General features: G+C 30.2%; 24 protein-coding genes and 1 other RNA gene. 21 read left to right on the forward strand and 4 right to left on the reverse strand.

The annotated features are described in order from the left end of the window. Positions 1–174 precede the first annotated feature (174 nt). From HMPREF2881_RS05825 to HMPREF2881_RS05865, 9 genes are all read left to right on the forward strand, one after another. The gene (locus HMPREF2881_RS05825; protein ID WP_002449913.1) at positions 175–492 is read left to right on the forward strand and encodes a nucleotide pyrophosphohydrolase; all 318 of its coding nucleotides are present in this window, start codon (positions 175–177) and stop codon (positions 490–492) included. 22 nt (positions 493–514) lie between these two features. Continuing rightward, entirely contained in the window at positions 515–1,633 is a 1,119-nt protein-coding gene (gene bshA / locus HMPREF2881_RS05830; RefSeq protein WP_002449845.1) for an N-acetyl-alpha-D-glucosaminyl L-malate synthase BshA, read from the forward strand. A gap of 14 nt (positions 1,634–1,647) precedes the next feature. Next, positions 1,648–2,850 carry a CCA tRNA nucleotidyltransferase gene (locus HMPREF2881_RS05835; RefSeq protein WP_002449841.1) on the forward strand — a complete coding sequence of 401 codons (1,203 nt, stop codon included), beginning with the start codon at positions 1,648–1,650 and terminating at the stop codon, positions 2,848–2,850. Continuing rightward, entirely contained in the window at positions 2,837–3,808 is a 972-nt protein-coding gene (locus tag HMPREF2881_RS05840) for a biotin--[acetyl-CoA-carboxylase] ligase (RefSeq protein ID WP_002449737.1), read from the forward strand. The genes HMPREF2881_RS05835 and HMPREF2881_RS05840 overlap by 14 nt, the downstream gene beginning before the upstream one ends. Before the next feature lie 29 nt (positions 3,809–3,837). Next, a complete protein-coding gene (locus HMPREF2881_RS05845) occupies positions 3,838–6,555 on the forward strand; it encodes a helicase C-terminal domain-containing protein (protein ID WP_002488548.1) in 2,718 nt (905 codons plus the stop codon). Between the two features lie 96 nt (positions 6,556–6,651). After that, complete coding sequence (gene asnS, locus HMPREF2881_RS05850; protein WP_002449822.1) at positions 6,652–7,944, forward strand: asparagine--tRNA ligase; 1,293 nt, start codon at positions 6,652–6,654, stop codon at positions 7,942–7,944. Positions 7,945–8,040: 96 nt separating this feature from the next. Further along, complete coding sequence (locus tag HMPREF2881_RS05855) at positions 8,041–8,727, forward strand: DnaD domain-containing protein (RefSeq protein ID WP_002449719.1); 687 nt, start codon at positions 8,041–8,043, stop codon at positions 8,725–8,727. Then, positions 8,717–9,388, forward strand: a complete 672-nt coding sequence (gene nth, locus HMPREF2881_RS05860; RefSeq protein ID WP_002488555.1) for an endonuclease III — start codon at positions 8,717–8,719, stop codon at positions 9,386–9,388. The genes HMPREF2881_RS05855 and nth overlap by 11 nt, the downstream gene beginning before the upstream one ends. Beyond that, entirely contained in the window at positions 9,381–9,716 is a 336-nt protein-coding gene (locus HMPREF2881_RS05865) for a YpoC family protein (protein WP_002449904.1), read from the forward strand. Before nth ends, HMPREF2881_RS05865 begins: the two co-directional genes overlap by 8 nt. Before the next feature lie 93 nt (positions 9,717–9,809). Here the strand turns inward: HMPREF2881_RS05865 and HMPREF2881_RS05870 are convergent, their stop codons facing one another. After that, complete coding sequence (locus HMPREF2881_RS05870; RefSeq protein ID WP_002449827.1) at positions 9,810–12,203, reverse strand: transglycosylase domain-containing protein; 2,394 nt, start codon at positions 12,201–12,203, stop codon at positions 9,810–9,812. Next, the gene (recU, locus tag HMPREF2881_RS05875) at positions 12,200–12,826 is read right to left on the reverse strand and encodes a Holliday junction resolvase RecU (protein WP_037555988.1); all 627 of its coding nucleotides are present in this window, start codon (positions 12,824–12,826) and stop codon (positions 12,200–12,202) included. Before recU ends, HMPREF2881_RS05870 begins: the two co-directional genes overlap by 4 nt. 261 nt (positions 12,827–13,087) lie before the next feature. Between recU and HMPREF2881_RS05880 the strand changes: the two genes are divergently transcribed. From HMPREF2881_RS05880 to HMPREF2881_RS05915, 8 genes are all read left to right on the forward strand, one after another. Further along, positions 13,088–13,441, forward strand: a complete 354-nt coding sequence (locus tag HMPREF2881_RS05880; protein ID WP_002449784.1) for a DUF1798 family protein — start codon at positions 13,088–13,090, stop codon at positions 13,439–13,441. Continuing rightward, positions 13,438–14,001, forward strand: coding sequence for an SLOG family protein (locus HMPREF2881_RS05885; protein WP_002449755.1), 564 nt, complete (start codon positions 13,438–13,440; stop codon positions 13,999–14,001). The genes HMPREF2881_RS05880 and HMPREF2881_RS05885 overlap by 4 nt, the downstream gene beginning before the upstream one ends. 11 nt (positions 14,002–14,012) lie before the next feature. Further along, the gene (gene gpsB / locus HMPREF2881_RS05890; protein WP_002449866.1) at positions 14,013–14,351 is read left to right on the forward strand and encodes a cell division regulator GpsB; all 339 of its coding nucleotides are present in this window, start codon (positions 14,013–14,015) and stop codon (positions 14,349–14,351) included. A 136-nt stretch (positions 14,352–14,487) separates the two neighbouring features. Further along, positions 14,488–14,874: RNase P RNA component class B (gene rnpB, locus HMPREF2881_RS05895), an RNA gene on the forward strand. Between the two features lie 117 nt (positions 14,875–14,991). After that, on the forward strand, positions 14,992–16,128 hold the full coding sequence (locus HMPREF2881_RS05900) for a THUMP domain-containing class I SAM-dependent RNA methyltransferase (protein WP_002449804.1): 1,137 nt from the start codon (positions 14,992–14,994) through the stop codon (positions 16,126–16,128). 177 nt (positions 16,129–16,305) lie between these two features. Next, positions 16,306–16,944, forward strand: coding sequence for an SDR family oxidoreductase (locus HMPREF2881_RS05905; protein ID WP_002455331.1), 639 nt, complete (start codon positions 16,306–16,308; stop codon positions 16,942–16,944). A gap of 163 nt (positions 16,945–17,107) precedes the next feature. Further along, positions 17,108–20,551, forward strand: a complete 3,444-nt coding sequence (locus HMPREF2881_RS05910) for a dynamin family protein (RefSeq protein ID WP_002449840.1) — start codon at positions 17,108–17,110, stop codon at positions 20,549–20,551. A gap of 16 nt (positions 20,552–20,567) precedes the next feature. Further along, positions 20,568–21,452 (forward strand): 5'-3' exonuclease, encoded by an 885-nt coding sequence (locus HMPREF2881_RS05915; protein ID WP_002449873.1) that lies wholly within the window; start codon positions 20,568–20,570, stop codon positions 21,450–21,452. A gap of 63 nt (positions 21,453–21,515) precedes the next feature. Here HMPREF2881_RS05915 and HMPREF2881_RS05920 read toward each other — a convergent pair whose 3' ends face one another. Both HMPREF2881_RS05920 and HMPREF2881_RS05925 read right to left on the reverse strand, forming a co-directional pair. Next, positions 21,516–21,917, reverse strand: coding sequence for a ribonuclease HI family protein (locus HMPREF2881_RS05920; protein ID WP_002449811.1), 402 nt, complete (start codon positions 21,915–21,917; stop codon positions 21,516–21,518). Positions 21,918–22,016: 99 nt separating this feature from the next. Further along, positions 22,017–22,721, reverse strand: coding sequence for a queuosine precursor transporter (locus tag HMPREF2881_RS05925; RefSeq protein ID WP_002455333.1), 705 nt, complete (start codon positions 22,719–22,721; stop codon positions 22,017–22,019). A gap of 198 nt (positions 22,722–22,919) precedes the next feature. Between HMPREF2881_RS05925 and HMPREF2881_RS05930 the strand changes: the two genes are divergently transcribed. From HMPREF2881_RS05930 to brxA, 4 genes are read left to right on the forward strand one after another with little or no spacing between them, the layout of a single operon-like run. After that, positions 22,920–23,114, forward strand: a complete 195-nt coding sequence (locus HMPREF2881_RS05930; RefSeq protein ID WP_002449911.1) for a zinc-finger domain-containing protein — start codon at positions 22,920–22,922, stop codon at positions 23,112–23,114. An 11-nt stretch (positions 23,115–23,125) separates the two neighbouring features. Then, on the forward strand, positions 23,126–23,374 hold the full coding sequence (locus tag HMPREF2881_RS05935) for a NifU N-terminal domain-containing protein (RefSeq protein ID WP_002449746.1): 249 nt from the start codon (positions 23,126–23,128) through the stop codon (positions 23,372–23,374). 17 nt (positions 23,375–23,391) lie between these two features. Beyond that, positions 23,392–24,507 carry a conserved virulence factor C family protein gene (locus HMPREF2881_RS05940; protein WP_002449695.1) on the forward strand — a complete coding sequence of 372 codons (1,116 nt, stop codon included), beginning with the start codon at positions 23,392–23,394 and terminating at the stop codon, positions 24,505–24,507. A 13-nt stretch (positions 24,508–24,520) separates the two neighbouring features. Then, entirely contained in the window at positions 24,521–24,955 is a 435-nt protein-coding gene (gene brxA / locus HMPREF2881_RS05945) for a bacilliredoxin BrxA (RefSeq protein ID WP_002449818.1), read from the forward strand. Positions 24,956–25,024 lie beyond the last annotated feature (69 nt).

Genomic DNA, 25,024 nt, shown 5'->3' on the forward strand with positions numbered 1-25,024 from the left:
AAATCTTGTGTAACAACATTTAAGATTTTCAAGGAGTTATATCGAGCGAAATATGAATTCAAAAATGAATTCTGTTTCGCTCTTTTTTTATATCTCATAGAATAGAATTGATAAAATGCATTAACAACTAATTTGAGATATACTTAGAAAGAAACGGAAAAAAGGAGAATGATGATGAAATCTTTAAATCAAATGCAAAAAGAAGTAGATGACTATATTAGTCAATTTAAAGCGGGTTATTTTTCTCCATTAGCTAATTTAGCCCGTCTAACAGAAGAAGTGGGCGAACTTGCAAGAGAAATCAATCATTATTACGGTGAAAAGCAAAAGAAACCAACGGAAGAAGAAAACTCTGTTAAAGCTGAATTAGGAGATAATTTATTTGTTTTACTTTGCATTGCTAATTCACTTGGTATTGATATGACAGAAAGTTTTAATGATACAATGGATAAATTTAATACTAGAGATAAAAATCGATTTGAACGTAAATAATGGATAGAAAGGGGGTTATTTTATGAAAATAGGTATTACATGTTATCCGTCAATGGGTGGCTCAGGTATCATAGCAACTGAATTAGGTATAAAAATGGCAGAAAGGGGACATGAAGTTCACTTTATTACGTCAAATATTCCTTTTAGAATTCGTAAGCCTTTGCCTAATATTACTATCCATCAAGTCGAAGTAAATCAATATGCAGTATTTCAATATCCACCATATGATATTACATTGAGCACAAAAATATCTGAAGTTATTAAAGAATATGATTTAGATATCTTGCATATGCATTATGCTGTACCACACGCTGTATGTGGTATTTTAGCACGTCAAATGTCTGGAAAAGATATAAAAATTATGACAACATTACATGGTACTGATATCACAGTGTTAGGCTATGATCATTCACTTAAAGGCGCTATTAAATTTGGCATTGAACAAAGTGACCTCGTGACTAGTGTCAGTCATTCATTAGCTAAACAAACACAGTCAATTATTGAAACAGATAAAGAGATTATTCCTATTTATAATTTTGTTCGAGAAAAAGAATTTCCTACACAACATGAAAATCAATATAAAGAGCTTTACGATATAAAGCCTGAGGAAAAAGTTCTTATACATGTATCAAACTTTAGAAAAGTCAAACGTATTGACACTATTTTAGAAACTTTCGCTAAAGTTCATAAACATATACCAAGCAAGTTGATCTTATTAGGTGATGGTCCAGAACTTTTAGATATGCGTAAAATAGCAAGGTCATTACATATCGAAGATGATGTATTATTTTTAGGTAAACAAGATCAAGTTAGTAAATTCTATCAAATGGCTGATTTAGTTTTGCTGTTAAGTGAAAAAGAAAGTTTTGGCCTTACACTATTAGAGGCAATGACTACAGGAGTCGTACCTATAGGTTCAAATGCTGGTGGTATCAAAGAAGTCATCAAACATGGTGAAACAGGTTATATTGTAGATGTAGGAGATAGTGAACAAGCAAGTCATTATGCACTAAAATTATTAACAGATGAGCAACTTTATCAAAAATTACAAAGTAATATGCTTAAAGATATTAAACAACGATTTAGTTCTGAACTTATCGTCGATCAATATGAATATTACTATAAAAAAATGTTGAATTAAAAAAGAGGATTAATATGGGTAATGAATTATTTGAAACAGCTTTGCCAATTCTAAATCAAATAGAAAAACATCATTTCGAAGCTTATTTTGTAGGCGGGGCAGTCAGAGATTACATTATGCATCGTACAATTCATGATATTGATATCACTACAAGTGCGATGCCAGACGAAATTGAAGATATATTTGAACACACTATTCCAATTGGAAAAGAGCATGGCACAATCAATGTTGTTTTCAACAATGAAAATTACGAAGTGACAACATTTAGATCAGAAGGTGATTATTTAGATCACCGTCGTCCAAGTGAAGTTAATTTTGTGAGAAATCTCTATGAAGATGTACAACGTAGAGATTTCACTATCAATGCTATTGCTATGGATAAAAATTATAAAATATTTGATTACTTTGGTGGTCAAAAGGATATACAATCAAAATTGATACGTACGGTAGGGAATCCAAGTGAACGATTTAAAGAAGATGCATTAAGAATTATTCGTGGCCTTAGATTTCAGTCACAACTTACATTTGATATTCATACTGAAACCTTTGAAGCAATGCAATTAACTTGTTCGGACGTTAAATATTTATCAATCGAGCGAATTGTTGTAGAATTTAAAAAATTAATCTTAGGAAGTAATGTTAAACAGAGTTATCATAATTTATTATCTTTAAAAATTTTTAATTATATTCCATTTTTTAATGAATTAGATATGACATGTGTTTACATCAATGAACCTCTTGAATTTGAACAATGGTTAGCCATCTTACTTATAAAAAATAATAATCTTCCTTCTTTAAAGCAATTAAAAATTAGTAATAAAGAAAAATCAGATATACATACATATATTGCTATCATTGAAACATTACCTCAAATTACTACTAAAGATGCTTTGAAATTATTTGTTTATGATTATAGTGACTATTATATCTTAAAGGTTTTAAATATTTATTCTGTACTTCAAAATAATCAAATTCCTACCGCTTCAGAACTTATTATCAATTCTCTTTCTATTAAACAAGTCGTTCAACACCTTCAATTACATGAACGTAAAGAAATGGATGTGAATGGAAAAGATTTACTTGCACATTTTAATAAAAATGGTGGCCCTTGGTTAAAAAATGTATTGAGAGAAATAGAATGTGCGATAGTTACTGATAAAATCAAAAATAACAAAGAAGAAATTTTGAAATGGGTGAATGAAAATGTCAAAATATAGTCAAGATGTCGTTAAAATGTTATATGAGCATCAATCAGAATATATTTCTGGTCAATACATTGCAAATCAGCTTAATATATCGAGAGCTGCTGTGAAAAAAGTAATTGATCAATTAAAAGCAGATGGATGTGATATTGACTCAATTAATCATAAAGGACATAAGCTTAATGCATCGCCAAATCGTTGGTATAGAGGCATTATCAATAAAGTACTAGAGTCTAATCATTTAGTATCCAAAATTGAAGTATATGATAGTGTTGAATCTACTCAAACTATTGCTAAACAAGGTCTTGTTGATAATCAGCATACCATGTTAATTTTAAGTGATGAACAAACAAAAGGTCGTGGTCGTTTCAATCGTAATTGGTCTTCTTCAAAAGGAAAAGGGTTATGGATGTCTGTTGTTTTAAGACCTAATGTCTCATTTGCAATGATTCCAAAATTTAATCTTTTTATAGCTTTAGGAATTAGAGATGCTATCCAAGCATTTTCTAGAGACAAAGTAGAGATTAAATGGCCAAATGATATTTATATTAATGATAAAAAAGTATGTGGATTTTTAACAGAAATGGTAGCAAATGCTGATGCAGTTGAGGCCATAATATGTGGTATTGGTATTAATTTAAACCATCAAGAAGAAGATTTTTCTGATATGATACGTCATCGTGCTACAAGCATTCGCTTGCACCATTCAGAAGAAATCAATCGATATCAATTTTTGAAACGTTTAATTGAGGAAATTGAAAAGCGTTACCATCAATTTCTTAACTCTTCATTTGAAACGATTAGAGATGAATACATTCGTACATCTAATATTTGGCATCGTAAGTTAACATTTACTGAAAATGGAGAACAATTTATAGGTGAAGCTATTGATATTAATAATGACGGCTTTTTAATTGTCAAAGATGAAGATAATCAGACTAGACGACTTATAAGCGCAGATATAGATATATAAGCATACGGATAGAATTAGGAGAGATAGATATGGCATATACAAGTTTTGCGGTAGTAGATTTAGAAACAACCGGAAACCAACTTGAACATGATGAAATTATACAAATTGGTATTACATTTGTACGTGATAATAAAATATCAGGAACTTATCATTCAATGATTCGTACTGATTTGGAAATCCCACCATTTATCCAAGCTTTGACTTCTATCGAAGAAACTATGCTAGAACAAGCACCGTATTTTCATGAAATTGCTGATGATATATATGAACAACTCAAAGATTGTATATTTGTAGCCCACAATGTTGACTTTGATTTGAATTTCATTAAAAAAGCATTTGAAAAAAGTAATATTCATTTTAAACCTAAAAAGGTGCTTGATACCCTAGAATTATTTAAAATTGCATTTCCTACTGAAAAAAGTTACCAATTAAGTGAATTAGCAAATGCTCATAATATACCTCTGACAAATGCACATCGAGCAGATGAGGATGCAACAACAACGGCCTATTTAATGATTAAAGCTTTTAAAAAGTTTGAGTCATTACCTATAGATACCTTAAAACAATTATATTATTTAAGTAAGCATTTAAAATATGATTTATTTAACATTTTATTTGAAATGGTCAGAGAACATCATAATCATGATATAGATTATCAGTATGCTCAATTTGAACAGATTATCTATAAAAAACAACAAGACTTAAAAGTGCCACAAATTGAATTTAAAGGTTCATTAAAAGATTTATATCTAGAAGTTACAACAGCACTTGAACTTACTTATCGCCCACAACAACTCTATTTGTCAGAAATTATTTTAGAGCAGTTAATGCATAATGATAAGGCACTTATTGAAGCACCTTTAGGAAGTGGTAAATCATTAGCATACTTATTAGCTGCATTGATGTATAACATTGAAACAGGCAGACATGTAATGATTTCAACAAACACGAAATTACTTCAACATCAATTACTTCAAAAAGATATTCCTAGTATTAATCGCGCGCTAGATTTCAAAATTAATGCTGCACTTATTAAAAGTAAAACAGACTATATTTCACTAGGATTGATAAGTCAAATTTTAAAAGATGATACAGCTAACTATGAAGTGAATATTTTAAAAATGCAATTACTTATATGGATATTAGAAACAAATACTGGAGATATACAAGAGTTAAATTTAAAAGGTGGTCAGAAAATGTATTTTGACCAAAAATTAGAAACTTATGTTCCAGTAAGACACGATATTCATTACTATAATTATATAAAGCGTAATGCTCAAAATATTCAAATTGGTATTACTAATCATGCGCATCTTATTCATTCAGATCAAGAGAATTCAATCTATCAGTTATTTGATGATTGTATCATTGATGAAGCACATCGTTTACCTGATTATGCTCTTAATCAAGTGACCAATGAATTAAACTATTCTGATATCAAATATCAGTTAGGTTTAATAGGGAAAAATGAAAATGAAAAGCTTCTGAAATTAGTAGATCATTTAGAGCAACAACGTATTTTGGAACGATTAGATATTCCACCTATTGACGTGTTTGGTTTAAAATCTAATATTTCTGATTTACACGAACTAAATGAAACCCTATTTAATCATATTTTCGATATTGTTCAACACTCAGATGTACATGATGATGATGTACATCGATATCATTATGTATTCGACTTTGATTCTACACGTATTCTAAAAGATTTACATACAATTGTAGACAAAATCAATAAAACTTTAGAATTTTTTAATGGTATTAACCATAAAACAATCAAATCTATACGTAAGCAATTACTTTACATTAACGATAATTACAGACATATAGAACAAAGTTTAAAACAAAATCATACTGCCTTCATATCTATCAAAAATTTGAATCAAAAATCGACCATACGTCTAATTGTAAAAGATTATGAAGTACGGGATATTTTAACAAAGCAAGTGCTCGAGAAATTTAAATCATTAACATTTATTTCAGGCACACTTACATTTAACCATTCGTTTGAGGCATTTAAAAACTGGTTTAAAGAAGATGTAGAATTTAATACTTATGAAGTACAGTCATCACTTCAAAATCATAAATCAACAAATATTTATATTCCAAGTGATGTTGTTTCTTATGATTTTAAAAATACAGAGGATTATGTAGCGTCTATTGTAGACTATATTCAAGAGTACGTAACTATAACACAATCTAAATGTCTCGTACTTTTCACCAGTTATCGAATGATGCATATGGTACAAGAGCTATTAAATGAATTACCAATATTTGACGATTATGTTATTTTGACCCAACAACAAAATCAAAACTATAAAATCGTTCAACAATTTAATCACTTTGATAAAGCTATTTTGTTAGGTACATCAACATTTTTTGAAGGATTTGACTATCAATCTAATGGTATTAAATGTGTGATGATTGCTAAATTACCATTCATGAATAAATATAATACAAAGCATTGGCTAATGGATTCAGAATTTGAATCTACATTTAAAGATTATGTCTTACCTGATGCTGTAACGCGTTTTAGACAAGGTCTAGGTAGATTGATTCGTAACGAAGACGATAAGGGACTCATTGTTTCCTTTGATGATCGTTTAACAAATAGTAACTATAAGCATTTTTTTGAACAATCGTTAGAATCTTATTCTCAAAAAAAAGGGGATATTCAACAATTTAATAAATTACTTTACCGCATGCAGGCAAGTAAACTGAAAAATAGAAAAAATAGTTTATTTTAAATAATGAGAACACTATTCAGGTGCTAGAAGTTCACTTTCTATTTTGATAAAATAAATAAGTATTGTATAAAAAGAAAATAAAGTAGGAGTTTGATTATGAAAACAACAATTAAACAAGCAAAACAATACATTAATCAAGAAGTCACAATTGGCGCTTGGTTAACAAATAAACGTTCAAGCGGTAAAATTGCATTTTTACAATTACGTGATGGTAGTGGATTTATGCAAGGCGTTGTCGTTAAATCAGAAGTCGATGAAGAAACATTTAAACTTGCTAAAGACATTACACAAGAATCATCACTATATGTCATAGGTACGATTACAGAAGATAATCGTTCTGATTTAGGCTATGAAATGCAAGTAAAATCAATTGAAGTCATTCATGAAGCTCACGATTATCCAATTACACCTAAAAACCATGGCACAGAATTCTTAATGGATCATCGTCACTTATGGTTAAGATCTAAAAAGCAACATGCAGTAATGAAAATTAGAAATGAAATCATTAGAGCAACATATGAATTTTTTAATGAAAATGGCTTTACTAAAATTGATCCGCCTATATTAACTGCAAGTGCACCAGAAGGTACTAGTGAATTATTCCATACTAAATACTTTGATCAAGATGCATTTTTATCTCAAAGTGGTCAATTATATATGGAAGCTGCAGCTATGGCACATGGACGTGTCTTCTCATTTGGACCAACATTTAGAGCTGAAAAATCTAAAACAAGACGTCATTTAATTGAGTTCTGGATGATTGAACCTGAAATGGCATTCACAAATCACGAAGAAAGTTTACAAGTTCAAGAACAATATGTATCTCATATCGTAAAATCTGTATTAGAACATTGTAAATTAGAATTAAAAGCGCTAGATAGAGATACGAGTAAATTAGAAAAAGTATCTGTGCCATTCCCACGCATCTCTTATGATGATGCTATCAAGTTCTTAAAAGAAGAAGGATTTGATGACATTGAATGGGGTGAAGACTTTGGTGCGCCACATGAAACAGCTATAGCCAATCATTATGATTTACCAGTATTTATTACAAACTATCCAACTAAAATTAAACCATTCTATATGCAGCCAAACCCTGACAACGAAGACACAGTTTTATGTGCAGATTTAATTGCACCAGAAGGTTATGGTGAAATTATTGGTGGTTCTGAACGTATCAATGATTTAGAATTATTAGAACAACGTATCGATGAACATCAACTTGATACAGAAAGTTATAACTACTATTTAGACTTACGTCGTTATGGTAGTGTGCCACACAGTGGTTTTGGTTTAGGTTTAGAACGCACAGTTGCATGGATTTCAGGCGTTGAACACGTGAGAGAAACATCACCATTCCCACGTTTATTAAATCGTTTATATCCATAAAATATCACGTTTTATAAATCATACATGGGGAGTGAGACTAAATGATGTTATTCATGTCTCACTCCCACTTTTTAAAATAAGAAAGAGAGGGGTATCATGGACACACATCAACTTAAAACTCGTCCTGTTGTAGTTAGAAGGGAACTTTTCGATCATTACAATGAATTAGGTTTAAATGAAAAAGATTTAGTCATTTTGATTAAGTTGATTTATGCCGCTGAAGTTTCTAATAAACAACCCTCAATAGAATTTTTGCAAAAAGGTTCAAATATGGAGCCGAGAGAAATAACATCAATTATTCAAAATTTAATTCAGCGTGATTTACTTGCACTACATGTAAGTAAAGATGAGGAAGGAAAATTTACTGAATATATGAATTTAAATCGTTTTTACGAAAAGTTAAGTGATATTTTAACTCAAGAAAAAAATGAAACTACACATCATCAAACGCAACAAAACTTTAAGGAATTATTTCAATATATTGAACAGTTGTTTTCGAGACCATTATCACCATATGAAATCGAAACGCTCAACCAATGGATTGATGTAGACCAACATGATTACACTTTAATACGTGCTGCATTAGATGAAGCATATAGTCATGATAAATTAAGCTTTAAATATGTTGATCGTATCTTATTAAATTGGAAGAAAAACAATGTAACAACTTTAGAAGAATCTAACAAAGTGAGAGAAAAATTCAATAAACCTAAATTAACTCATACTGTAAAACATATACCTAAATTTGACTGGTTAAATGGAGAGAATCTAGATGGTAAGTAAGAAAAAAGCATTAGAAATGATTGACGTTGTTGCAGATATGTTTCCTGATGCAGAATGTGAATTAAAACATGATAATCCCTTTGAATTAACAATAGCTGTATTATTATCTGCGCAATGTACAGATAATTTAGTTAATAAAGTGACACGTTCACTTTTTAAAAAATATAAAACTCCTGAAGATTATTTAAAAGTAGATATAGAAGAATTGCAGAATGATATAAAATCAATAGGTTTATATCGTAATAAAGCAAAAAATATTAAAAAATTATGCCAATCTTTACTCGACCAGTACGGTGGACAAGTTCCTCATACACATAAAGATTTAGAAAGCTTAGCTGGAGTCGGACGAAAAACAGCGAACGTTGTCATGAGTGTAGCTTTTGATGAGCCTTCTTTGGCAGTAGACACACACGTTGAACGTGTTTCAAAGCGTCTAGGTATTAATAAGTGGAAAGATAATGTTAAACAAGTAGAAGAACGTTTGTGTGATATTATTCCAAAAGAAAGATGGAGTAAAAGTCATCATCAACTTATCTTTTTTGGACGTTATCATTGTATTGCTCGAAAACCAAAATGTGATATTTGTCCATTACTTGAGGATTGTAGAGAAGGGCAAAAACGCATGAAAGCAATGAAAAAGGAAGTCGGAACAAATGATTAATAAATCACAATTTGAATCGCTAGAAAATGAACTTGATGTCTATGCTAAGAAAAGACAACTAAATTCTGATTTAGCAAAACAATATATCGATGATTATTTTGAACTACTTCTTTTGTTCTTTAAACAAATTAATGAAATAGAGTCTATTGATTTAATTCATTTAGACCAATATCCAGTTGTTCCTATGAATTTTTTAGAACGATATCAATATATGTTAAAAAGAAAATACCACTTTATGGGGTATAGTCAAATGAAAACATTAAAAAATGAGCTTATTAAAATGAACGCTTCATATCAAATTAGAAGAAAAAATCAAAATAATAATTAATATGAAAGATAGTCTAGAGCAAAGTTGTTCTAGACTTTTTTTAATTAAAAAAACGACATAGCCTTATAAAAGACTATGTCGTTTTTAAAGCTATTACGACGCTTTTCTAAAATTAAAAATCGTGTTTGCTTTAAATATGTTAGATAAACTACTATTGTTATTTGTATTATCATTATTATTATTTTGTTGAGTTGATGTGGTACTATTGTTAGCACTGTTGTTCGTAGTTGAATTATTTGCTGAGTTATCAGTTGTATTACCAGTATTCGTTGTAGTATTACCGTTCGTTGTTGATGTAGTATTTGAGTTGTTATCACTGGTAGAAGTAGAATTGCTTGAACTACTTTCTGTACTACTAGAATTACTTGAATCATTTGATGAGCTACTATCTGAACTACTAGTAGACTTGTTATCATATTTACTTCCTGATGTTGTATTATTATCTGGATGATCTTTAACAGATAGTGTACTTGCACTTGAACCAGTAACTGAATCAGGTTTTTTGAAGTCACCATCATTACTTGAAGTAATATCTGACATCACATCTTTATATAGATATTGTGCATATTCTTGTTCAGAATGTCCTAAGAATGAATCTTCACCGCCTGGTTTAATTTGGCTGAAGCCCATCCAAATTGACATTGTATATTTAGGTGTGAAACCATTCATCCAAATATCTTTAGCTGCATTGTCAGGTAAGTTATATTGATTATTAACTTCTGTGCCATAAGTACTTGTACCTGTTTTAGCACCCATATTAACGCCAGGAACACCATGACCGTAAGCAGAACCATATGGTTTAAATGTACCAGTTAACATTTCTGCAAGCATGTAAGCAGTATAATCTTCCATCGCTTTATGACTTGTATGATCAAATTCGATAGTTTCATCATCAGATGTTACAACTTTGCGAATTGAATGTGCATTATTGTAAGTACCACCATTAGCTATTGATGCGAATGCTGATGCTAATTGAGTAGGTGAGAATTCAGAAGCACCGCCACCTAAAATTTCAGATGGCCCTAAATCAATTTCATAATCTAAACCAACTTTAGACGCAAAATCTTTTGGAGCATCTTTACCTGCATTTGATGATACTTGTTGCCAAGCTTTTAAAGCAGGAATATTAAAACTTTGTCTTAATGCATCGTATGCAGATACTGTACCATGACCTTGCCCATCATAGTTACGGAATGTACCACCATCAATGGAATAACTTGATTCATCTTGCATTGCGTGGTTTGTAGCCCATTGCATATTTTCAATTGCTGGACCGTATGATAAGAATGGTTTCAGTGATGAACCAGTCAAGTGTGTATCTGTAGCAGCGTTACGATCAACGACATCTCTATAATTTCGTCCACCAGAAATGGCTACAATGCCTCCTGTTTTACTATCAAGAATGGTTGAACCCACTTGTTGATCATCATTTTTATAGTAATCACCATTATCAATGCGATCTTGAAGCGTTTTTTGAACGTTTTTATCCATATTTGTATAAATCTTAATACCACTTTGCATTAAATCACTATAGTTTTTATTTTTAAAGTGTTTATTGCCTATTAATTCAGCTTTAACAAAATTAACGTAAGAATCATACTCACTATTAGAATCATCATTAGATATTTGACGTTCTTTTGTTGTACGTTTTACTAAATTGTCTTCTAATGAAGTAGCTTTAGCTTCTTTCCACTGTTTATCAGAGATTCTATGATGGTAGTGCATTAAGTATAAAACAGTTTCTTTACGATTTTCAGCTTCTTTCGGGTTATCATAAATGTTATACAGGTTAGGAACTTGTGGTAAACCAGCTAGATAGGCTTCTTCAGCTAAATTAAGTTCATTTAAATTTTTATTAAAGTAATATTTAGCTGCAGCCCTAACGCCATATACACCATCTGAGTAATAAATTTTATTTAAGTACATTTGGAAAATATCATCTTTACTGTACTCTTGCTCTAAACGATAAGATAGATAAGCTTCTTGCGCTTTACGTCCAATAGATTTCTTTTCTGAAAGGAACGAACGCTTAACCACTTGTTGTGTTAAAGTAGACGCCCCTTGGGAACCAAAACCACCAGTTAGGTTCTTACCAATAGCACCAAATAAACGTTTATAGTCTAAAGCACCATGTTCATAGAAGCGATTATCCTCAGTTGCTAACACGGCATTTTTCATATTTTTAGGAACATCTTTCAATTCAACATGTTCTCTACGTGCACCATTGTCTAATTTCTTAACCAAATCACCGTTTTTATCATAAATTTCAGCAGGCTTTGGATCTTGTAATTTAGACTCATTAAATGCTGGAGCTTTCCAAGCATAGTATGCAAATAGAAGTATACCGAGTAGAAGTAACACGATAAAGGCAATGAATAAAAAGCCTATAATCTTAATAATCGTTCTTTTTACATTCTTATTCTTTTTTGATTTGGATTTCCCATTTTTGCCTTTATTTGGTTGGGAAGATCCTTTATTTTCCGTCATACGCGGTCCTCACTTTCATCTAATATCAACTTATCAACAGCCTTGAGATAATTCAATCTAGGTTGATACTGATAAGGAATATAGTAACTATTTTTTTTGATTTCTTCAACTGTTATTGATTTTTTTATTTCCTTTTTATATCTTTCCCAAAAAGGTTCAAACTTCGAAAAAGGTAATAGATATACCTCATCAAGCACTTTAAATCTAATCAATAAAAAGACGAGTCCTTTTTGTAGAAAACAACTTTTCATATGTTCTACTTGATGATCATGGATATTATTTAAAGGGAAAGACGTTTTATTTTTGGTTTCTTTCGCTTCAAAATCAATATAATAGCCTCGATAAACGCCATTATAATCAGTTGTAGAAGGTGTACGAAAGTATGCTTCATTAATTACAGCTTTACTTCTTTTAGGATAATGAACATTTACAATTTGAATAGGAGTAGGTTTCTTATGTATAACAGCCACACTATGCTTAAAATAATAATTGTTAGATTGCTCAATATCTTTTTCGAGAGTCATACCTCGTCCACCATATTTAATGTTACTAGAAGCCTCACTTTGATTACTTCCAACCTTAGTAGGATTTAGTTTGAATGGTTTTCCATTTGGATAATTTATCATACTCACCACACAAATTTAATATTACACTTTCAATGTCTAAGAGAATAATATTAAACTATAATATGATAATAATGAAATGAGCATAATATTTATATTATACTACACATAATTAAATATATTCATTAATTATCTATTCTATTTTAACGTGCTTTAACAGTGAAAACAATATGTTTAAAAATTTGTAATAATGTAAAATTTATATCTAAACAATACTCTATAATAATTGTAATAAATTGTAAGAATATAGGAGGCATCGTTATGTACACATTAATTAATGAACTACTTAAAGAATTACAGTACATGGCGTCAAGCTATAATGAAATAAAATTGACACAGTCAGAGAAGCAATTTCATCGAGATGTTGTTCCTTATGTAAAAAAAATTGATGGTTTAACTGAAGAATTATCTCATTATCATGATGAACTAATCCAATTTCCTTATATGAATAAAGAAAAATTAGAAATGTTAGTTAAACATATTAAGGAATTATCTGTAGAGTGTCACTACAATAAAACAAGTAAGAAGTTATTTAATGAAAAATTGAAGTCCGTTAATTATGATCTTACCAATTTGTTTAAATATATCAAAGATAAAGAGGAATCAATGCATTGAAAACAGTATATGTGACTGGATATAAATCATTTGAATTAAATATATTTAAAGATGATATGAAAGAAGTGGATTATCTTAAACAATTTATAGAACATAAATTATTACAGTATATTGACGAAGGGCTAGAATGGGTACTTATTCAAGGACAAATTGGTATTGAATTATGGGCAGCTGAAGTAGTATTAAAATTGCAAGACACACATCCTGAGTTAAAATTAGGTATTATCACACCATTTTATGGTCATACCTCCAAGTGGAATGAACACAATATAGCAAAGTATGAATCTATTGCTAGTAATGCACAATTTCTAGATAGTGTATTTCATTCTGAATATCAAGGACCTTTTCAATTTAAACAAACAGATCAATTCATATTAGATCATACAGATATGACGTTATTAATTTATGATGATGAACAAGAAGGAAGTCCAAAATATTTTAAGAGGATGTTAGTTGATTTTATGGAAAAAACGACTTATAATTGTGATATTGTGACATTTGATGAACTTACTGACTTTATTAACGATTTACAATGGCAACAAGACCAAAGTTTTGAATGAGGTGGAAATTAATGGCAGATGTTTCTTTAAAGCTTTCAGCAAAAGATATCTATGAAAAAGACTTTGAAAAAACGATGGCTCGCGGCTATCGTCGTGAAGAAGTCGATGCTTTTTTAGATGATATCATTACTGATTATCAGAAAATGGCTGATATGAATAATGAAGTAGTCAGACTATCTGAAGAAAATAATAAACTTAAAAAAGAAGTTGAAGAATTGAGAATCAGAGTTGCAACTTCACGTCCTTCTGATAATAAGTCATTTGCTTCAAGTAATTCGAAATCAGCGAATAATAACGTAGATATTTTAAAAAGAATTTCTAATCTTGAAAAAGCTGTTTTTGGTAAATAATACATTGGTATCTTAAAGATATAAGCTTGTTACGAAGCATGTTTGATTGCTATTATGTTGGATTTTGATAGCTAATTATTTATCTATTTAAAATTCTATTAAATATTTTAAAATTATGTTATACTCACACAAGTGATATTTTGGGTAATCGCTATAGAAATATAGAGGAAAGTCCATGCTCACACAATCTGAGATGATTGTAGTGTTCGTGCTTGATGAAACAATAAGTCAAGGCATTAATTTGACGGCAATGAAATAACCTAAGTCATTAATTGATACGGTTAAAATAGTTTGAAAGTGCCACAGTGACGTAGCTTTTATAGAAATATAAAAGGTGGAACGCGGTAAACCCCTCGAGTGAGCAATCCAAATTTGGTAGGAGCACTTGTTTAGCGGAATTCAACGTATAAACGAGACATCTTTACTCGCATAGTAAAGATTTGTAGACAGATGGTTACCACCAAAGTACCAGTACAACTAGTGTACGTTATGAGTACAATGGTACAGAACATGGCTTATAGAGATATCACGGACTAGTTTAGCTCTCCCTTTTTATGGAGAGCTTTTTTTATATTGTATACATAATTATTTTAATATTTGTTAATATACTAATATGATATGAGACAAAGGAGATGAAATAATGTATCAATTATTAGCAGTGTGTCCAATGGGTCTTGAAGCCGTAGTTGCTAAAGAAATACAAGAACTTGGTTATGATACTCAAGTTGAAAATGGACGTATTTTCTTTGAAGGTGATGCTAATGCCATTGTAAAATGTAATTTATGGCTACGTACAGCTGATCGATTAAAAATAGTAGTAGGTCGCTTCAATGCTAAAACATTCGATGAACTTTTTGAAAAGACAAAAGCATTACCTTGGGAAACAATTATCGATAAAGAGGGGCAATTTCCTGTCCAAGGTCGTAGTGTAAAATCTACACTTCATAGCGTTCCTGATTGTCAAGCCATTACTAAAAAAGCTATCGTTGAACGTCTTAAAAAAGCTTATAATGAAAAAGGATGGTTAAATGAAAGTGGTGCGAAATATCCTGTTGAAGTAGCCATTCTTAAAGATAATGTCCTACTTACCATTGATACGTCAGGTTCAGGGCTAAATCGTAGAGGGTACCGTATTGCACAAGGTGAAGCACCTATTAAAGAAACATTAGCAGCTAGCTTAGTACGTTTAGCCAATTGGAAAGGTGATACACCCTTTATTGATCCATTCTGTGGTTCTGGAACAATTGCTATTGAAGCATGTTTAATTGCTCAAAATATTGCGCCAGGTTTTAATAGAGAATTTGTATCAGAGGAATGGAATATCATGCCTCCTAATATTTATGACGTCATGCGTGATGAAGCTGATCAACAAGCTGACTATGATAAAGATATTCAAGTGTATGCGTCTGATATAGATCCAGAAATGGTTGAAATTGCTAAACGTAATGCTGAAGAAGTAGGCCTAGGTGATATTATTCAATTTAGTGTTAAGGATGTTAATACATTAACTATCGACCAAGAAGGGCCTGTAGCGTTAGTTGGTAACCCACCATACGGCGAACGTATTGGAGATAGAGATGAAGTAGAAGAAATGTATCGATATGTAGGTAAACTAATGAAACAACACCCGTATTTATCAACATATATTCTTACAAGTAATAAAGAATTTGAGTATTTAGTTGATCGTAAAGCAACAAAACGTCGAAAACTTTTTAATGGTTATATCGAATGCACGTATTATCAATACTGGGGAAAAAAGCCTAATATTGATAAATAAATTGATTTGAAGATTTATTTGAAAATAATTAATTTTGTAAATTTTTCTTAATAAATTAGATAATATTTATTTAAAATTTATGTATTTATTAGCACTATAATAGTGACTATTGTAAAGTTATTAGTAAGCGTGTTAAAAACACAGCACATTTAAACAGTATAGTAAGGAGAGTAAGTTATGCAAACAGTTCTAATTGTAGGGGCTAACGGAAAAGTATCAATTGAAGCAACTAAAATTTTCTTAGAGAATTCTAGTTTTAATGTTGATTTATTTTTAAGAAATGCCCATCGTATTCCTGATTACGCATCTAATCGTATCACTGTCTTTGAAGGTGATGCTAAAAATGTTGAAGATTTAGAAAAAGCATTAGATCAAGTAGATATTGTTTTTGCAAGTTTATCAGGATCCCTAGATAGAGAAGCACAAGCCATTATAGATGCCATGAACAAAAAGAATGTTAAACGTTTAATATTTGTGGCGGCTCCTGGTATTTATGACGAATTACCAGATAAATTCAATACATTTAATAAAGAACAATTTGGTGAAAAATTAACTAAATATCGTAAAGCAGCTGATTTAATTGAAGCTTCTGACTTAGATTATACAATCATTCGTCCTGCTTGGTTAACATTTAAAAATGAATCAGATTATGAAATTACTCAAAAAGGTGATACCTTTAAAGGAACAGAAGTTTCTAGAAGAAGTGTAGCCAATTTAGCAGTACGTATAGCGAAACAACCTGAACTTTATTCTAGACAAAATATTGGAGTAAATAAACCAAATACTGATGGCGATAAACCAGCTTGGTTTAACTAATTCATTCTATATAGGTTTTTATTATTTCTTATGATAAAATTTAATAAACACAGCTAAAGATAATTTAGTTTTATCACCCTAAAAGTAAGGTTATAATTCTTTTTAGTTTTATAACCTTAATTTTTTTATATTTTAGAGTGAGCGAAATAAAGGGGATAGCATTATGCAAAATAATGAACAATTAGATGTATTATACAAACTAAAAAAAGAAATAGAAAAATCGAATAACGAAGCATTAGTACATACAATAAATCAAGTGATTAAAAAAGTATATTTAAATCAATATACTTTATCATTTGTTGGACATTTTTCAGCTGGTAAATCAACATTAATCAATTTATTATTAGAACAAGATATATTGCCTAGTTCACCTGTACCAACGACGAGTAATACGGCTATAGTTTCTGTTTCAAAAGAAGAAGAGATTATTGCTAATTTAGAATATCAAAATTATGTTAAGCTAAAAACGTATGAAGATGTAAAAATAATGAACCGATTAAATATGGATGTGGAATCTATTGAAATAAAGTTCCCTTCAAATAAGTTTAATCTTGGTTTTACATTACAAGACACTCCAGGAGTAGATTCAAATGTTTCTGCACACCAATCCACTACTGAACAATTTTTATATACAAGCAATATGATTGTGTATACAGTTGATTATAATCATGTTCAGTCTGCACTCAATTTCCAATTTATGAAACGCATGAATCAAGTAGGCATACCTATTATTTTTGTTATCAATCAAATTGATAAGCATAATGAGAATGAAATTTCTTTTGATACATTTAAACAAAAAGTAGAACAATCTATACAAGATTGGGATATTAAAGTCGATCAACTATTTTATGTTAGTAAATTTGATCATCCAAACAATCAACTTCATTTATTCTCAGAGTTTTTAGAAGAAAAAGATAAACTACGTGAACCTATTGAAGATTTTGTAACACGTATCATTGAATTTATACATCGTACTCAGCTTTCATATATTCAAGAGCATATGCAAAATATACTTGACGACTTAAATATCAATGAATCCGAATTTGAAGAATCCTATAAACAATTTCAACAGAATCAAGCTATAAGTGAAGAAGCACAATTATTAAATCATTCTTCTCAATTATTAATGTACTTAAAAGAAAAACGGAAAAATATATTAGATAATGCTTATATTATGACTCATGATATGCGAGAAGATATTCGTTATTATCTTGAAAGCATGGCTTTAGACTTCAAAGTGGGTGGTCTTCTAAATAAAAAAAAGAAAACAGAAGAAGAGAGAGCAAAACGTTTACAAAATGTTGTAGACCGTTTACAAGAAAAAGTGAATCGACACATTCGTCAACCCATGCGTGAAGATTTATCTTTTATAACTCGCTTTATCCATCATTCTGAAGTGAATCAACGAATTTTAAATCAACATTATCAAATTGAACCTACTTTAATTTCTAATTTATATCAAGTACAAACAAGCATTAATAATACCTATGTGCTCACATTTAGTGATGACGTTGTAAAAGCAATTGCACGCGTTGTCGAAAAACAATCAGATTCATTATTTAAAGATATTATTGAACATACTGAAGCAACGGAATTATCTAACATAGATAATAATGATGCACATTTATATGAACAGTATCTTGAGTTCAAGAATTTAAAACAGTCATTAACAACTGAAAATTATAAACATTATTATATTCATATGAATGACTCACTCGATAAATTAATTGATCGAACAGAAATACATTATGAACTTAATCAATCAACCATATCTTCAACAAATGATTTAGACGAAGATATTACATCAACTAAGGCTACGAGAACTCATCACTTTGATATTCAGAAAGCACTGGCTATCATTGAGCCTGTTCCTTTATTCAATAAAACAAAGCAAGACATCAAAGAAACATTGCAACGTATAGATAATAAAATTGTAAAAATAGGTGTCTTCGGTACATTTAGTGCAGGAAAAAGTAGCTTGATTAATGGTTTACTTGGAGATCATTATCTTGTAAGCTCACCTAATCCAACAACGGCAGCTACAACTGAAATCTCATATGGTCATGATAGTCAAATTACTTTGAAAACAAATACGCAATTGTTAAATGAATTAAATCAATTGCTTGAATATCAAAACGTTTCTTTTAACTCTTTAGAAGAATTTATGAATAGTAACATTGAGTCTTTAAAACAACAATTAGAAAAAAATCAATTGGCTTTTATAACATCAGTAGAGAAGCACTTTTCAATGTACCAAGATATGCTAAAAGAAGGTATAACACATACTATTTCACAACATGAAATTAAGCAATGGAGTGCTGAAGACGAATACGCTACATTTGTTAAAACCGTTCATATACACCTTCCACTGGATTGGTTAAAAGACAAAATTATCGTTGATTCATTAGGGTTACATTCTAATAATCAACGACATACAAATGAAACTGAACAAATCTTAACTTCTTCAGACCTAATTTTATATGTGAGCTATTTTAATCACTCATTTACTGATAATGACAAAGCATTTATTGAACATATGAAAGATATTAACCAATTAAATGAAGCACAGACATTTAAAATGATTATTAATGCGGTAGATTTAGCTGAAACTAATGAAGATTTAATAGCAGTGGAGCAGTATGTAAAAGATGCTCTATCTCAAGTGAATCTGCCATCTGAATTATTCGGTGTATCAAGTAAACGTGCATTGGAGACTAAAGATGAAGGCATTCTTAAATTAAAAGAAAGTATTAATCATTTTGTCGAAACTGAATCGAAAACGATTTTAGAGAAGCAAATGGTTCATCAAATCGAGCAAATGCGCGATAACTTTAATCAAATCATCTATGAATTTAAAACAAATCAAACACGTATGTTAGAACGACAACAACAACTTGAAACTTATAAAGATAAAACACCATTAACTAACCAAATGATTCATACAAGTGAGCAACATACTAAAAATGAGGTTGAAGAACAAATCTATCATTTAAATAAACGATTACAGCTTCAATTATTAGATGAGGTTAAAAAAGTATATAATAGTCAAATGACACAAAATAATGATTTTAATGATGAAAAGAAACATGCTACGAAAATGTACTTAGATCAAGTTCATCAACGATTATATTTAGAACAAACTTTATTAGTCGAAAGAATAAAAACATACTTTACTTCTCAATTAGATCAACAAGTAGCACCAACAATTCAAAAATTAAACTCAGTTCATGTACTTATCCAACCTCATTTTAAAATAACAGCGCCGTTTACTGATGATGCACTATTACGTATTAGTTTAGAAGAGATGCTTTCAGTTTTACCTAAACAGTTGTCTAAACGTAAAATTTTAAATGCAAATGCGCAAAGAGAACTACAAGAAATGATTTGTTCAAATACACTAGAACTACTACAACCATCACTAAACGCATTAAAACAACAATTAGATTATTATGTTTCTAACTTAACTCACGACGCGAACATCGAACTTAATCAGTTAAATAATAATGTTTTAGAACAAATCAATGACTTATTATCTAAACGTATCGATGATTCACTCATTAAACAATTAGAAACAGTAAATCAACAATTGGACCCACTTTTAAATTAGAAAGAAGGATTAATATATGACTCAACGTGTCTTACTTGTAGATGGAATGGCGCTCTTATTTAGACATTTTTATGCTACAAGTCTACACAAACAATTTATGTATAATTCTAAAGGCATTCCAACCAATGGGATTCAGGGTTTTGTTAGACATATTTTTACGGCAATTAAGGATATTAAACCAAGTCATGTCGCGATATGTTGGGATATGGGGCAAGCGACCTTTAGAAATGATATGTATACTTCTTATAAACAAAATAGACCTGCACCACCAGATGAATTGATACCTCAATTCGATTACGTAAAAGACATTTCAGAACAATTTGGTTTTGTGAATATCGGTGTTGCAAATTATGAGGCAGACGATGTCATAGGAACACTCGCTAAAATATATTCAAAAGATAATGAAGTACATATTGTAACTGGAGATAGAGATATTTTACAATGTATCAATGAACAAGTAGAAGTCTGGTTAATCAGAAAAGGTTTTAATATTTATCATCATTATACTCTTAATCGTTTTAATGAAGAGTATGCATTACATCCACTTCAACTTATTGATATTAAAGCATTTATGGGAGATTCAGCAGATGGGTATCCTGGTGTTAAAGGTATTGGAGAAAAAACCGCCATTAAATTAATACAATCTTATGGTAGCGTTGAAAACGTACTAGACAATATCGAATCACTTACACCTAATCAACAGAAAAAAATTGCAATTGATAAAGAAAATTTGATTCTATCCAAACAATTAGCGAAAATCTATACAGATGTGCCTATTGATACAACTGCATTATATGAAGAAATGAAGTATACACATTCATTGAATCATATTCTTTCAATTTGTAATGAACACGAACTTTATGTCTCTGGTAAATATCTTGCTTCAAAAATTTTAATGTAAAACAGATAAAAAAAGAAGATAAAAGAATTCAACATAAATTCTTTTATCTTCTTTTTTACATTATTATTGTTTATTCTTAATTAATTTGTATAGAGCTTGTTGTGCTAATTGATTTGCTTCTTTATTTTTATCTCTTGGAACCCATTTTACAAATAGCAAATCAAAACTTGCTTCTAAAATCTCCATATTTTCAAAAAATGGTTTGAAACGCGCATTTTTTACATAACCTTGATTCACGCTATCTTCTATCAATTTAGAATCTGTATGCAATAAAGCATTTGAAACATTTAATTCACGAGCATGCTCTAATGCATGAATGAATGCAGACCATTCAGCACTATGGTTGTCCAATTCTCCTAAATCATGTGTATAAGTATATTTAATATCATTTTCTTTAATTACTATCCCACACGTACTACGTCCCGGATTGCCACTCGTCGCAGCATCAAAAAATATTTTAGCCATTAAAAACACCTCTAGTTTAAGCATTAATTAAACACTATTTGTCTATTTAAAAATAGCATATTGCTTAGTAAACCTAAACAATATGCATGTATGATTGTTTTAATAACCTTCGTCTAATTTTTGAATTTTTCCATTTCGATAGAATGACTTCGCAATATAACCAAATGGAACATTGAAAATCGTTGAGACTAATTTTAAAACATACGTAGTAATAAAGATTTCAAATACAACACTTGCAGGCAATGTACCGATAAATGCGATAGTTACAAATAATGCAGTATCAATAATTGAACTTAATACCGTACTTCCATAAGCTCTAATAATAAATGTTTTATCTGATTGGAAAACTTTTTTTATCATTGAAAAGATGAACACATCTACATGTTGCCCTATAATATAAGCAATAATTGAACCTAAAGCAATTCTCGGCACTAAATCAAAAATCGTAGATAATGCTTTTTGAGATATATCTTCTGGTGCGGGTATAAAATGTAATGACATTTGCATTACAATTATCATAACAAGAGTTGATGAGAAGCCTAACCATACAGCACGTTTAGCAACTTTTCGTCCATAAATATCATTTAAAATATCTGTAGCTAGGTAGATAGAGGCAAACATTACATTACCTAGAGTTGCTGAGATACCAAAAATATCAACCGTTTTGATGACTTGGATATTAGCAATAATTGTACCGATAGCTACCCAAGCGATAAGACCTTGTTTACCAAAACAACGATACATTAAAACCATTACAATAAATGTTACAAAAAAAGTAGCAATGCCAAAAAATTCATTATACATCATTTATCCTCCTAAATTTTGATAATGCGGGTGTTTAGAAACCGCTAAGCAACTTTAATATTTTATAGTAAAAGTAATTCAAATTCAATACTCATTAATCAATTCATATTATAAATATTAAAAAATAAAATCGATTATTTTAAAATGATCATCATATAAGTTATAATAACTCCATATTTATAAAATTAAGTATAAGGAGTGAAAGTTATACTTACACATTCCGAACAAAATGCAATAGAAAAAATTGATGAATTAATGAATACTTATTGTGATAAATGTTTACTGAAAACACACATTAGAAAAACAGAAGGAAAAACACAAGCACATCATTTTTGTATTTCTGAATGTTCAATAGGTAAGCAAATTAAGCAATTAGGCAATGAACTTCAATAGGAGGGAATTTTATGCATATAAAGTCAATTGAAGACACACCAAATTATAATACGATTAAAATTAATTTAAGTGAAAAACGTAAAGATAATCAATCAAATACGTATACATCTGCTCAAGATGGGCAACCTGATTTTATTAATCGATTATTTGATATCGAAGGAGTAAAGTCAGTTTTTTATGTCATGGATTTTATTTCAGTAGATAAAGAGGAATATGCCAATTGGGATGATCTTGTACCTAAAATTGAAGACACATTTTAATTTTAGGAGGAACAGTAGTGGAAATATTAAAAATTGAACCAACACCAAGCCCAAATACAATGAAAATCGTTTTAAGTGAAAAGCGTGCTGATAATCAGTCGAACACATATACAGAAGTCAAAACATCTCAACCTGATTTTATTAATGACTTATTACAAATTAAAGATGTTAAATCTATATTTCATGTAATTGACTTTTTAGCTATTGATAAGTATCCGAAAGCAAATTGGGAAGAGGTATTACCTCAAATTACTGCGTCACTTCAAAAAGAGGAAACGATTAGTCAATCATCTCAGTTTGATGAACACTATGGAGAAGTGAAAGCAGAGATACTCACTTTTAAAAATATCCCATATCAAATTAAATTAACAAATGCTCATGAAGAAATACGTAAACAACTACCTGATATCTTTACCAATAGTATGCTTAAAGCACAAGAAGATGATGATAATGTTATTTTTCTTAGAAAATGGAAAGAGGTTGGTTTACGTTATGGAGAACTTTCTTTAGTTATGGAAGAAGTTTATGAAGAAATCATTGCATTGTATCCAAAAAGTCGATTGGAACAATTAGTCGTTCAAGCTTTATCTAAGCAAACGAAAAGTACATCTCATTTTTATCAACATGTTTCATACGAGGAGTACTTGAATGAATCAGACTGGAAAGTCCGTCTCAGAATGTTAACAGAATTTCCAACACCAACACTTGAGGATATTCCACTCTTAGAGCAAGCCTTAAATGAAAATAAGTTACCATTAAGACGTCAAGCGATTGTTTTATTTGGTATGATTGAAAGTAAAGAAATATTGCCATATTTGTATAAAGGATTGAATGATAAGCATCCTGCTATTCGACGTACAGCTGGAGACTGTATCAGTGATTTAGGTTATAAAGAAGCTTTGCCAGAAATGGAAAAAGCACTTGATGATCCACAAAAAATTGTTCGTTGGAGAGCTGCAATGTTTTTATTTGAAGAAGGTGGCAAAGCGCAACTCGCATCTCTAAGAGCGCATGCGAACGACAATGCTTACGAAGTAAAACTTCAAGTGGAAATGGCAATTTCTAGAATTGAAAATGGCGATGAAGCATTAGGTTCCGTATGGAAACAAATTGCTAATCGTAATAAACATTAAAGGAGTTTTTTATATGAATCCGTATGAACAATATATGCATGAACTAGCACAACAAATGCGTTCTGAATTAACTGATAATGGTTTTACAAGTTTAGAATCAAGTGAAGATGTATCAAACTATATGAACAATGTTAAAGATGACGAAACAACATTTGTTGTTATTAATTCTACATGTGGTTGTGCTGCTGGTCTAGCGAGACCTGCCGCTGTAGCAGTTGCTGATCAAAATGATAAAAAGCCAACACATAAAGTCACAGTGTTTGCTGGACAAGATAAAAAAGCAACGCAAACAATGCGCGATTATATCCAACAAGTACCTTCAAGCCCTTCGTATGCTTTATTTAAAGGTACAGAATTAAAACATTTTATTCCGCGTGAACATATTGAAGGTAGAGATATTCAAGATATTTGTATGGATATTAAAGATGCTTTCGACGAAAATTGTTAATATTATTAGACTAATTTACTCTATCTTAATATGCATCTCCAATAATATAATTCATTCAATATCTTTCTA

It is taken from the genome of Staphylococcus sp. HMSC057A08, from assembly GCF_001812925.1.
In the GTDB taxonomy this organism is placed as follows: Bacteria; Bacillota; Bacilli; order Staphylococcales; family Staphylococcaceae; genus Staphylococcus; species Staphylococcus hominis.